A 13316-nucleotide genomic window follows, 5' to 3' on the forward strand; every position below is an offset into this window, starting at 1 on the left:
TCTTCAAGAGATCTAAAAATATTTTTTGATCATACAGAATATTTACCGTAAATCGTCTAAAGTTATCCCCAGCATGTGGAAAAATGACAGCAAATTAAGATAACCCGGTCTATTTCTTCTTTATAACGGGTGCCTTATCACATTTACCTGTGGATAAAAAGCATAAAAACTGTGTAAAAGAATGGAGATCTCTGACTAATTTTGCGGTATGATCGCAGGTCTATTTCTGATCTAACGATCGGCAATATGCAGTAAGTAAGAGTTAATCTAAAACATTTTTGGGTCATGCTACTACATGCTATTAAACTACATGCGATTAAAAGTAAGCCCGAGAAATTTCTTTGTTTACATCCGTACTTCTTGTTCCATTGACCTTGTTTAGGGGAGTCCAACGTGTCACTTTCGCTTTGGCAGCAATGTCTTGCCCGATTGCAGGATGAACTACCTGCCACAGAATTCAGTATGTGGATACGCCCCCTTCAAGCTGAATTAAACGACAATACACTGGCACTTTATGCCCCAAATCGTTTCGTTCTCGACTGGGTTAGAGACAAGTACATCAATAATATCAATGAATTATTGAATGACTTTTGTGGAACTGACGCGCCTGCACTACACTTTGAGGTAGGCAACAAACCGATTACAGTCGCACCGGCAGCAACACAAGCTCGTACCGCTCAACAAGTACCTGCGTTTGCCGTTCCGTCAGCCCCAATTAAACCGAGTTGGGACAACTCAGCCAAAGTACAACCAGAAGTTGCTTATCGTTCAAATGTAAACCCTAAGCACACTTTTGATAACTTTGTTGAAGGTAAATCGAACCAATTGGCTCGCGCCGCAGCGAGGCAAGTGGCAGAAAATCCAGGTGGGGCCTACAACCCATTATTTCTTTATGGTGGGACAGGTTTAGGTAAAACCCACTTATTACATGCTGTCGGCAATAGTATTATGCAGCATAAAGCCAACGCTCGCGTGGTTTATATGCATTCAGAACGTTTTGTTCAAGATATGGTCAAAGCTCTACAGAACAACGCAATTGAAGAATTTAAACGTTATTACCGTTCTGTAGATGCATTGCTTATTGACGATATCCAGTTTTTTGCTAACAAAGAGCGCTCGCAAGAAGAGTTTTTCCATACTTTTAATGCGCTACTTGAAGGTAATCAACAAATTATTTTGACCTCCGACCGTTACCCAAAAGAAATTAACGGTGTGGAAGATCGCTTAAAATCGCGTTTTGGCTGGGGTTTAACCGTGGCAATCGAGCCTCCTGAGTTAGAGACTCGCGTGGCGATTTTAATGAAAAAAGCAGATGAAAATGAGATTCAACTTCCGGGTGAAGTGGCCTTTTTCATCGCCAAGCGCCTTCGTTCGAACGTTCGTGAGTTAGAAGGGGCGTTAAATCGTGTCATTGCCAACGCAAACTTTACTGGTCGCGCGATTACTATCGATTTTGTCAGAGAAGCACTGCGTGACCTATTAGCACTACAAGAAAAACTGGTAACTATTGATAATATTCAAAAAACAGTTGCTGAATATTATAAAATTAAAGTAGCAGATTTACTGTCTAAACGCCGTTCCCGTTCTGTCGCACGTCCGCGTCAAATGGCAATGGCACTGGCGAAAGAGCTGACTAACCATAGTTTACCTGAAATCGGGGATGCCTTTGGCGGCCGTGACCATACCACGGTGTTACATGCTTGTCGTAAAATTGAACAATTACGGGAAGAAAGCCATGACATCAAAGAAGATTTTTCTAATTTAATCAGAACATTATCATCTTAATTGCTATGAAATTTACAATAGAACGCGAGCAGTTATTAAAACCGTTACAACAGGTTAGTGGTCCTTTAGGTGGGCGTCCAACTCTGCCTATTTTAGGTAACCTTTTATTACAGGTAAAAGAAGGCACCCTCCAACTCACTGGAACCGACCTTGAAATGGAGATGATGGCCAATGTTGCCCTAACTGGGGAACATGAAATTGGCGCAACGACCGTGCCCGCACGCAAGTTTTTTGATATCTGGCGTGGGTTACCTGAAGGTTCTGAAATTCATGTAGAGCTGAATGATGACAGACTGCTCGTCCGTTCTGGGCGTAGCCGCTTTTCATTATCCACATTGCCGGCCGCTGACTTTCCAAACTTGGATGACTGGCAAAGCGAAGTGGAATTTTCTCTTCCGCAATCAATACTGAAACGTTTAATTGAAGCAACTCAGTTTTCAATGGCGCACCAAGATGTCCGCTATTACCTCAACGGCATGCTATTTGAAACCGAAGATCAAATGCTCAGAACCGTTTCAACCGATGGGCACAGGCTCGCCGTGTGCGCGATGGATATTGGTCAATCGCTACCTTCTCATTCAGTGATAGTGCCTCGTAAAGGGGTAATTGAGTTAATGCGTTTGTTAGATGGCGGTGATACTCCTCTACAGCTGCAAATCGGCAGTAATAATATTCGCGCTCACGTGGGGGACTTTATCTTTACCTCTAAATTGGTTGATGGCCGTTTTCCTGATTACCGCCGAGTACTACCGAAAAACCCAGATAAAACCTTAGAAGCACGCTGTGATTTACTTAAACAAGCATTTTCGCGTGCGGCTATTTTATCGAATGAAAAATTCCGTGGTGTCCGTCTGTATTTCAGTGAAAACCAATTACGCATCACTGCCAATAACCCAGAGCAAGAAGAAGCTGAAGAAATTGTTGATGTAAGCTACCAAGGTACTGAAATGGAAATTGGCTTTAACGTCAGCTACATCTTAGATGTCTTAAATGCGCTAAAAAGTGAAAATGTGCAACTTCTGTTAACCGACGCCGTTTCCAGTGTGCAGATTGAAGACGCTGATAGTAAAGCAGCCGTGTATGTTGTCATGCCAATGCGCTTGTAATCGGTATTTATGATCCTTTCGCGTTTATTGATCCGTGATTTTCGAAATATTGAAAACGCGGATCTCTCCCTTGCTAATGGGTTCAATTTTTTAATTGGCCCCAATGGGAGCGGAAAAACTAGCATATTGGAAGCCATATATACACTCGGTCATGGTCGTGCATTTCGCAGCATTCAAGCGAACAGAGTTATTCGTCATGAGCAAGAACAATTCATTCTTCATGGTAAACTTAGCCATTTAGATGAACAGCGAAACGACCTTTCATTAGGTTTAAGCAAAAACCGTGATGGTGACAGTAAAGTTCGAATAGACGGTACTGATGGCCATAAAATTGCAGAACTAGCAAAATTATTGCCAATGCAATTGATTACCCCAGAAGGGTTTACCTTGCTAAACGGTGGCCCTAAATATCGACGGGCTTTTATTGATTGGGGTTGTTTTCACAATGACCCACTGTTTTTTTCAGTATGGTCAGATTTAAAACGGTTATTAAAGCAACGTAATGCCGCTTTACGACAAGTTACCCGTTATGAGCAAATTCGTCATTGGGATAAACAACTGGCACCGCTTTCTGAGCAAATAAGCCAATGGCGCCATGACTATATTGCAGGTATTGCCGAAAATATTGAGCAAACTTGCCAACAATTTTTACCCGAATTTTCACTCTCGGTATCCTTCCAACGTGGTTGGGATAAAGAAATTGATTATTCAGAACAATTAGAGCGCCAATTTGAGCGTGATAGAGCGCTAACCTATACCGCTTCAGGGCCACATAAAGCGGATTTGCGTATACGAGCAAATGGAACCCCTGTTGAAGATATGCTTTCGCGGGGGCAATTGAAGCTACTTATGTGTGCATTAAGGTTAGCGCAGGGTGAATTTTTCACCCATCAGAGCGGGCAACGATGCCTGTATCTACTGGATGATTTTGCTTCTGAACTTGATGCAGGCCGTCGCCAATTGCTGGCAGCCCGCCTCAAAGCTACACAAGCGCAAGTGTTTGTCAGTGCCATTACACCTGAGCAAGTTAATGATATGATAGATGCAAATAGCAAGATGTTTAGTGTAGAACATGGCAAAATAGAAGTTCAACCTCAGGAATAGAAAGAGCAGGAAACGTTGATGTCGAATACATATGACTCCTCAAGTATCAAGGTATTAAAAGGACTGGATGCGGTGCGTAAGCGCCCGGGCATGTATATCGGTGATACAGACGATGGAACAGGTCTTCATCACATGGTTTTCGAGGTTGTCGACAACGCTATCGACGAAGCCCTCGCAGGCTTTTGTGATGATATCGTGATCACTATCCATGCCGATAACTCTATCTCCGTACAGGATGATGGACGTGGTATCCCTACAGGTATCCACGAAGAAGAAGGCGTCTCCGCCGCAGAGGTTATCATGACCGTTCTGCACGCTGGCGGAAAATTTGATGACAACTCCTATAAAGTCTCCGGTGGTTTACACGGTGTTGGGGTTTCCGTTGTTAACGCCTTATCTGAAAAATTAGAATTAGTTATCCGCCGTGATGGCAAAGTTCATGAGCAAATCTACAAACACGGTGAGCCTCAAGGGCCTCTGACTGTAGTCGGCGAAACCGACCAAACAGGAACACGCGTTCGTTTTTGGCCAAGCATGGACACCTTCAAAGGTGTGACTGAATTTGAATACGACGTCTTAGCAAAACGCTTACGTGAGTTATCGTTCCTAAACTCAGGTGTTTCTATTAAGCTCGTCGATAAACGCGATGGCAAAGAAGACCATTTCCATTATGAAGGCGGTATTAAAGCCTTTGTTGAGTATTTAAGCCGTAACAAAACCCCTATCCACCCTTCTGTCTTTTATTTTTCAACTGAAAAAGACGGTATTGGCGTCGAAGTTTCAATGCAGTGGAATGATGGTTTCCAAGAAAACGTATACTGCTTCACCAATAACATTCCTCAGCGTGATGGGGGAACTCACCTCGCTGGTTTCCGTGCAGCAATGACGCGTACATTGAATAACTACATGGAAAAAGAAGGCTATCAGAAGAAAAGCAAAGTCAACGCAACCGGTGACGATGCACGTGAAGGCCTGATTGCAGTTATTTCAGTAAAAGTTCCAGACCCTAAATTCTCATCACAGACCAAAGAAAAATTGGTCTCTTCCGAAGTGAAAACTGCGGTTGAAACGATGATGAATGAGAAATTAGTTGAGTATTTACTGGAAAACCCAAACGACGCGAAAATCGTTGTGGGTAAAATCATCGATGCAGCACGCGCGCGTGAAGCTGCGCGTAAAGCCCGCGAAATGACTCGCCGTAAAGGTGCGTTAGACTTAGCTGGCTTGCCAGGTAAACTGGCTGACTGCCAAGAACGTGACCCTGCGCTATCTGAACTGTACCTTGTGGAAGGGGACTCCGCGGGCGGCTCTGCAAAACAAGGCCGTAACCGTAAGAACCAAGCCATTTTGCCACTGAAAGGTAAAATTCTAAACGTAGAGAAAGCCCGTTTCGATAAAATGCTTTCTTCACAAGAAGTTGCAACCCTGATTACGGCATTAGGTTGTGGTATTGGTCGCGATGAATATAACCCAGACAAACTGCGTTATCACAGCATCATTATCATGACGGATGCGGACGTCGATGGTTCGCACATTCGTACGTTACTGTTGACCTTCTTCTACCGCCAAATGCCTGAAATTGTTGAACGTGGTCATATCTTTATCGCTCAACCACCACTGTATAAAGTGAAACGTGGTAAACAAGAGCAATACATTAAAGATGACGATGCGATGGACGATTACCTGATTTCTATCGCCCTTGATGGTGCTGAACTGCATTTAAGTGCCGAAGCTCCAGCAATGAAAGGCGAAGAACTGGAAAAACTGGTTGTCGAATATAATGCCGCACACCGTATTATTCGTCGTCTTGAGCGCCTTTACCCTCAAGCCCTACTTAACAGCTTGGTTTATCAGTCAACCTTGACTGAAGATGATTTAAAAGTCAGCGAAAAAGTGGAAGAATGGGCTAAAACTCTGGTTAAGCGCTTAGAAGATAACGAGCAATTCGGTAGCACATATAGTTATACCATTAACGAAAACCGTGAACGTCAATTATTCGAACCAACTATTCGTATTCGCACCCATGGTGTTGATACCGACTATAATCTCGATTTTGATTTTGTTCATGGCAGTGAATACCGCCGTATCACTCATTTAGGTGACTTAATCAGTGGCTTAATTGAAGAAGGTGCTTACATCAAGCGTGGTGAACGCCGTCAAGATATCAGTAACTTCGAAGAAGCTTTGGCTTGGTTAACACGTGAGTCACGTCGCGGCCTATACGTACAGCGTTATAAAGGTCTTGGTGAAATGAACCCTGAGCAACTTTGGGAAACCACCATGAACCCTGAGACGCGCCGTATGATGCGTGTAACGGTGAAAGATGCAATTGCAACCGACTTACTATTCACCACATTAATGGGTGATGCTGTTGAGCCGCGCCGTGCATTTATCGAAGAGAATGCATTAAAAGCAGCAAATATTGATATTTAACTATTCTGCTAATTAAACGTTATTCAATAACCCCAAACGAAAGTTTGGGGTTATTTTTTATGATTTTTTTTATAGCTATTATTTTATTTTTACCATTTAATCAAACCAATAATAAAATAATAAAAAAACAAAACCAATCAATAAAAAGCCTCTTCGTAAAAAACAAAACAATTAAAAATAAAACTTATCACTTTAATTAATAACGGTTTTTTATTTTTAAAACTGTCATAAAAGATAAATATATTATAAATAAACTCCGCCAAATGAAATTTTTACCAATAGCATCGGCGGAGTTATAATGAGAAAAATTTTTATTTCAGCATCAATGACCTTATTGCCATTCATATTCACCAATACTCTAACAGCAAAAACGAATCTTTTAGAATTAGAGAAAAATATTATCGATACAAGAAATGCATGGCTTGAAGATATAAAGCACAATATTATTAATGATACACCTAAAGAAGGTAGCGAAGTTGCTGAGCGAGATAGGCTGATTAGCAACGAATACATCAGTATTACAGGTGAAAGGAAAAATTTAGCACTCGCGGATAAATCCCAAAACTCAGGTTATTTGTTTAATAGTTATCAAACCATCCTGTTTGGCGAACATGATATTAACCTAAGAAACCATAGCCAATACAAAGAAATCAATTTATTACATGACACAAGTACTCGTGCTTATGATAAAAAAAAGCAGCGTACTCGGTCAGTCGATTTTATTCTTAAAGACCATTTTAAACGCGGTCGCCCTTATCAAGTGCTGAATGATGAAGGCCATTATATTGCGGGCTACTCACAAATACAGGGCTCATCTTACCCTAGTGGCCATACGTGGAATGGTTTTAAACAAGCTGCCGTATTAGCGATGATTTTCCCTGAAAAAGGCAGTGAAACGTTCAACCGAGCGATTGAATACGGTGAAAGCCGCGTGATTGTTGGCGCACACTTCGCCACCGATACCATCGCTTCCCGTGTAGGTAATTATTATTTATTATCACAGCTACTATCCGATGAAAAAAACACCAAATTCATTGTTGAATCGGCAAAAAATATTCGTAATGACATTTCATCATCATGTTCAAATAACATACAAAATTGCCTAACCGTTTCTTCCCCTATTACCAATGACCACATTGGTTATTATGGAAAAAAAGAAATACAAGATACACCAATGATCGACCCTAAAAATATCCCTAAAACGGCGGGTTATTTACTTCGATTACGTTTCCCTTACTTGAATAATGCACAATGGAATAATATTTTAGCCAGCACGGCATATCCAAGCCAGTCAATTGCAGGTTGGAATATCAAAGAAAATGATCCGAACTCTTATTGGGGATTAATTAACCTACCTGCGGCTTATCATGGCCCCGCTTATTTATATGAAAACTTTATCGTCAACCAAAACACTAATGACTTTGATATTGCTAATTTTGGAAAGTTAGATGAATGGACAAACAATATACAAGGCACAGGAAAGTTAACGAAACAGGGCCAAGGAACATTAGTATTATCTGGCAACAATACCTTCGCAGGCTTTACAGTAAACCAAGGCCATTTAGTCTTAACGGGTGAAAATAAATACTCGCAAAAATCCCATATTAATGGCGGAACCGTCACCCTGAAAAAAACCTTAAACTCTTCATTAGATATCAATAAAGGCGCGCTGGTCCTAGATAACGGCAAAATCGGAGCTTCCGTTAATATTAACCACCACGGTTTACTAACGGGCAATGGAAGCATTCATCAATTAACCGCCAACCAAGGCGCTGTTGTTGCACCTGGCCATTCAGTTGGCACAATTAATATTGTTGATTCCGTGAGTTTTGCACCAGATAGCCATTATTTGGTTGAAATCAATCCAGCAGGTAAAAACGATAAGATCATCAGCCAAGGCTCAGCTTCATTAAAGGGCGGGACCGTCAGTGTCACTCTTGAAAATCAAAATAGCCCGCTTTCTAAGCAAGATATCAACCAGTTATTTGATACACAATATACGATATTAAGTGCTCAAAAAGGGGTTGTTGGCCAATTTGATGCTGTTGTACCTAATTACCAGTTTATTGGAACGACGCTAGACTACACCCCCAAAGAAGTCACACTTAAAATAGGGCGTAATAACACGGCATTTTCCAGCACGGCAGCAACACAAAACCAAATCGCAGTGGCTAAAGCCATTGAAACACTTCCTACGCACCATGCGCTTTATGAACAAACGTTGAAAAGCCAAACAAAACAACAAGCTCAAACGATATTTAGCAATGTCACAGGCCAAATATACGCTGACGTATTATCCAATCAAATAAATAATAGCCGTCAGATTAAAGAAACACTACTTGAGCAAGCTCGCTTATCTGAATCATGGGGTAGCGAAAACAAAGGCAATGTGTGGGTCAAAATGCTCTATGATTGGGATAAAACGACCGACGATAACAATGCCACTGGGTATAAATCATCAAATTATGGTTTATTGCTTGGGGCAAATCGACGTTTTATTAACGAAAAAATGACATTAGGTATCGCCGCAGGTTTTAGCCAAAGTGACTTATCTAACCACTTTGACCACGCTAACAGTAATAACTACCATGCCGCCATTTATGGTAGCGCTTTATGGCAACCTATCGCGGTTCGTGCAGGGCTCGGTCACACTTCACATCTCATTCATACCGAACGCTCAATCAGTGATGGTACAAGTCACTCATCGAGCTATTATACCAATACACATCAAGCATTTATGGAGCTGGCCTATCCAATTAACTCAAAAGGGATAAATATTGAGCCATTTACCAATCTCACTTATATCAGCGCAATGAATCATGCTATTAATGAGAACATCAACAGCACATCACTACAGGCACGTAAACAGCGCATCAATACGGTGTTATCAACCCTTGGGCTACGCCTTGATAACCAATGGAAATTGAGTAAAACATCAAATATCGGTTTACACGGTGAGCTTAACTGGCAATATCAATACGGAAATTTAAATAGAGGACTAAAATTGAATTTTACCGATACCACGAGCTCATTTACAACGCATAGTGTTCCTGCATCACGCCATGGTGTCGCATTAAAAGTCGGTACCGATATCAATATAAAAGAAAATACTAAGCTATCAATTAATTATAATAAATTTTTATCAAAAAATTATCACGATAACAATATTGATGCCAAAATTGCGGTAACTTTCTAACTCAATACTTTACCTCCCCTCGCAACTTGTGGGGGGCAGGTCATGACTAAACATCACGAGATTTTACAGTTTTTTACGCCACTATTTTGATTATCTTATCTTTTTTTATGTTATAAACAAACAACGCCCTAAGTTAATTAGATGTTAATTAACTATTTTTTAATTGTCTCTATAACCTCAGGTAAGGTCAAAAATACGTAAAATAACACTATGATACGCCAACTTATTATTTCAATTTATGCATTATTGATATCTATCACCCCTGTATTTTTCAGTGGAGATGCCAGCATTATGGCTGACATTGCCATCGTCATTTCAGGGGCGCTGATAATACTGTTATGTGCTGGTATTTATCGCTTTTTGCTTGGCAAAATTTTCACTGTGTTTGTTTCACTCCTGTGGGCTCTCAATTTATCTGTTTCATTCTTCTTTTATCAAAAACACGATATCCGCTTTTCTTCTTCGATTGCAGAAACTTTTATCAATACCAATAGCAGTGAAACTGTAGGAATGCTTTCCTATAACATTGGTTATGTTATTTTTTATTTATTTGTTTTTTCTGCTTATTTAGCATGTATTCATCAATGTGCAAAATACATGAATCGTCGTATAACAACGACAAGTATGGCTCTACTTTGTGGCTATCTATTAGCTATTCCAACCTATTACGCCTCATTACTAAGCAAGCCTGATAGCGCGTTATTGATCACAGAAAAATACTTCTTAAATACCCCTTTCTACAATGCGGCGGCTTTAGTCAAAAATTTATATGAAAACAGAGGCATAAAAAAAATATCATCACAAAAGGTCGCATTTAACTACCAGAAAAAAGCATCTGAAACTGAAATCTATGTTCTTGTCATTGGTGAGTCATTGCGCCGTGATCATATGGGTTTTTACGGCTATCAGTATAATACAACGCCTAACTTAAATAAGCGCAAATCACAAATATTGGCGTTTCAACAAGCTTATTCCCCTGCACCTGTGACTATCTTGTCAGTCCCTATTTCACTGTCTAATATTCGCTTTGAGCAAATGCAGGATAAATCACACTATTCGGACAATATCATTTCATTAGCCAATCATGCGGGCTTTAAAACCTATTGGGTCAGCAACCAGGGAAAAACCAATAAACGTACCAGTATCATTTCTGCTATTGCTTCTATGTCACAAAAGAAAACGTGGAACGAATTTGTCGGCTACGATGAAGAGCTGCAAGATGACTTCAATAACGCGATCAATGACCCTACTGATAAGAAAAAACTCATTGTGTTACATACTTATGGCAGCCATGAACCTGCCTGTAACCGTTTTCCTGAAGATGAGCTAAAAAAATTTAGCGGCCAAGACGATGACGATTGCTACGACAGTTCAATTGCTTATACCGATAAATTTATCGAAAGCCTAATGCAACAACTCGAAGGGAAACCTGCGACGTTGATGTACTATTCAGACCACGCATTACAACGCCTAGACAGCGATAACAATATTCACTACCACCATGGCGTTAACAACCCAAGAAAAGAAGCCTATGAAATCCCCTTGCTGATTTGGTACAGTCAAAGCGCCAGTAAACCAAGTATCAGCCCAGAAAATTTACAGTCTCCCTATTCTACTGCGAATAATTATTGGCTAATCAGTGATTGGCTTAATATACAACAAGGTTCACAGCAAGCTTGCTTATCACCTTTACGTGAATGTTATCAACCCAATAAAAATATTCAGGTAATCGATGGCAATCGAAATATTTTATCCATTAGCCAATTACCTTCTGAGACGATAGATCCACAATAAAACTCGATATTTTGCGAATATTTGCCCATAGTTAACAAATATGAATCCTGCTTACCTATCGAGGTTTTAATGTTCGATTTAGTTTTTTTACGTGAATTACTGGTGTCTAGTGTTCACGTACTCCAGTTACTTTTAGAAGCAATTTCAGTCATCTGCGTGGTGATTGGGTTAATCAAGACCCTAATCGTGTGGATGAAAACCCAAAAAGCACGTACCGCTCGCTATTGTTTTGGTGATTGGTTAGCGACTGCATTGGAGTTCCAACTCGCTGCGGATATTTTAGCAACGACCGTCGACCCTGATTTAGATAGCCTCATCAAATTAGGTATTATTGCCGTGATCCGAACATTCTTGAACTACTTCTTGGCAAAAGAGTTAGAACACCAGCCACCGCAGAATGAACCTGCTCGTCAGTAATTTAGGTACAAAAAAACCTGCATATTGAATTATGCAGGTTTATCGAATACGACTTATCGCTATGCCGCGCTTATAATAAAATTCTTAGCATACGGCGAAGAGGCTCGGCGGCTCCCCACAATAATTGGTCACCAACCGTAAAGGCAGATAAGTATTCAGGGCCCATATTCAGTTTACGCAAGCGACCAACAGGAGTGCTAAGCGTACCAGTAACTGCCGCTGGAGTTAACTCACGCATAGTGATTTCGCGGTCATTAGGAACCACTTTCACCCAATCATTATGTGATGCAAGCAATTGCTCAACTTCATTCAACGGAACATCTTTTTTCAGCTTCAATGTGAAAGCTTGGCTATGACAGCGCAGCGCACCAATACGTACACATAAACCATCAACTGGAATAATGTTATTACCTGTTGCAAGAATTTTGTTCGTTTCCGCTTGGCCTTTCCATTCTTCACGGCTTTGACCGTTTTCTAATGCTTTATCAATCCATGGGATCAGGCTGCCCGCTAATGGTACACCGAACGCATCCGTTGGCATTGTGCCACTACGAGTGAAATCTGTGACTTTTTTCTCAATATCTAAAATAGCAGAAGCTGGGTCTTGGAGTTCTTTAGCGACCTGAGTATGTAAAGACCCCATTTGTGCCAGAAGCTCACGCATATTACGAGCCCCTGCCCCTGATGCTGCTTGATAAGTTGCAACAGATGCCCATTCCACTAAATTATTAGTGAACAGCCCACCTAAAGACATCAACATCAGGCTTACCGTACAGTTACCACCAACAAAGGTCTTAATGCCTTTATTTAACCCATCTTGGATATGTTGGTTATTCACTGGGTCAAGAATAATGATCGCGTCATCTTTCATACGTAATGAAGACGCCGCATCAATCCAGTAACCATTCCAACCAGACTCACGAAGTTTAGGATAAACTTCATTAGTGTAATCACCACCTTGGCAGCTAATAATAATATCCAGCGCTTTTAATGCATCAATATCAAAGGCATCCTGTAAAACACCACGGTGACCACCGTAAACAGGTGCTTCGGCACCATGTTGTGATGTGGTAAAGAAAACAGGATGAATCGCATCAAAATCACGTTCTTCTACCATTCTCTGCATCAATACTGAGCCGACCATTCCTCGCCAGCCAACAAACCCTACATTTTTCATTTTTACTCACCCTGTTCGTTTAAATTTTTACCAAGAAATTTCTAGTTTCGACTCCACAAAGTAAATACCGTCATTGTTATCATTCATTCAGTATTCACAAAAATTGAAGCTAGAAATTTTTCGGATGTATTAAACCTGACAAAATATGCATCTATGTGCAAGTGAATTTCATCACTAATAATAAGAAGATTAGTAATCATGCTAATAATCGAGGGAATCAGTGGACAAAAAAACAAATAAAAAAAGCCACGGCAGAGAGCAATAATCTGCAATGGCTAAGCAAATAGAATATAAAGCGATACAG

The 13316-nt window shown here is 40.7% G+C and carries 8 protein-coding genes; 7 read left to right on the forward strand and 1 reads right to left on the reverse strand.

Annotated elements, in window-relative coordinates; all coding sequences use genetic code 11:
• Positions 1–393: 393 nt before the first annotated feature.
• The 7 genes from dnaA to P3L40_RS00035 all read left to right on the forward strand — a co-directional run bounded on the left by dnaA (position 394) and on the right by P3L40_RS00035 (position 11835).
• Positions 394–1785 (forward strand): chromosomal replication initiator protein DnaA, encoded by a 1392-nt coding sequence (gene dnaA / locus P3L40_RS00005; protein ID WP_004906241.1) that lies wholly within the window; start codon positions 394–396, stop codon positions 1783–1785.
• Positions 1786–1790: 5 nt separating this feature from the next.
• Complete coding sequence (gene dnaN / locus P3L40_RS00010; protein WP_004906243.1) at positions 1791–2891, forward strand: DNA polymerase III subunit beta; 1101 nt, start codon at positions 1791–1793, stop codon at positions 2889–2891.
• Between the two features lie 9 nt (positions 2892–2900).
• Positions 2901–3995, forward strand: a complete 1095-nt coding sequence (gene recF / locus P3L40_RS00015) for a DNA replication/repair protein RecF (protein ID WP_004906804.1) — start codon at positions 2901–2903, stop codon at positions 3993–3995.
• An 18-nt stretch (positions 3996–4013) separates the two neighbouring features.
• Positions 4014–6428 (forward strand): DNA topoisomerase (ATP-hydrolyzing) subunit B, encoded by a 2415-nt coding sequence (gene gyrB / locus P3L40_RS00020; protein WP_004906247.1) that lies wholly within the window; start codon positions 4014–4016, stop codon positions 6426–6428.
• A gap of 298 nt (positions 6429–6726) precedes the next feature.
• Positions 6727–9624, forward strand: coding sequence for an autotransporter domain-containing protein (locus tag P3L40_RS00025; RefSeq protein ID WP_136134573.1), 2898 nt, complete (start codon positions 6727–6729; stop codon positions 9622–9624).
• A gap of 210 nt (positions 9625–9834) precedes the next feature.
• Complete coding sequence (locus P3L40_RS00030) at positions 9835–11418, forward strand: phosphoethanolamine transferase (RefSeq protein ID WP_136134572.1); 1584 nt, start codon at positions 9835–9837, stop codon at positions 11416–11418.
• 69 nt (positions 11419–11487) lie between these two features.
• Positions 11488–11835, forward strand: a complete 348-nt coding sequence (locus P3L40_RS00035; RefSeq protein WP_094961986.1) for a DUF1622 domain-containing protein — start codon at positions 11488–11490, stop codon at positions 11833–11835.
• A gap of 70 nt (positions 11836–11905) precedes the next feature.
• Here the strand turns inward: P3L40_RS00035 and asd are convergent, their stop codons facing one another.
• Complete coding sequence (asd, locus tag P3L40_RS00040; protein WP_004906258.1) at positions 11906–13012, reverse strand: aspartate-semialdehyde dehydrogenase; 1107 nt, start codon at positions 13010–13012, stop codon at positions 11906–11908.
• Positions 13013–13316 lie beyond the last annotated feature (304 nt).

The sequence above is a fragment of the Providencia sp. PROV040 genome (assembly GCF_032706145.1).
GTDB lineage: Bacteria > Pseudomonadota > Gammaproteobacteria > Enterobacterales > Enterobacteriaceae > Providencia > Providencia hangzhouensis.

Bases quoted from the DNA above. Each gene is read 5' to 3' on its own strand.
- dnaN (WP_004906243.1), top strand. From the start codon at position 1,791: ATGAAATTTACAATAGAACGCGAGCAGTTATTAAAACCGTTACAACAG.
- recF (WP_004906804.1), top strand. From the start codon at position 2,901: ATGATCCTTTCGCGTTTATTGATCCGTGATTTTCGAAATATTGAAAAC.
- gyrB (WP_004906247.1), top strand. From the start codon at position 4,014: ATGTCGAATACATATGACTCCTCAAGTATCAAGGTATTAAAAGGACTG.
- P3L40_RS00025 (WP_136134573.1), top strand. From the start codon at position 6,727: ATGAGAAAAATTTTTATTTCAGCATCAATGACCTTATTGCCATTCATA.
- P3L40_RS00030 (WP_136134572.1), top strand. From the start codon at position 9,835: ATGATACGCCAACTTATTATTTCAATTTATGCATTATTGATATCTATC.
- P3L40_RS00035 (WP_094961986.1), top strand. From the start codon at position 11,488: ATGTTCGATTTAGTTTTTTTACGTGAATTACTGGTGTCTAGTGTTCAC.
- asd (WP_004906258.1), bottom strand. From the start codon at position 13,012: ATGAAAAATGTAGGGTTTGTTGGCTGGCGAGGAATGGTCGGCTCAGTA.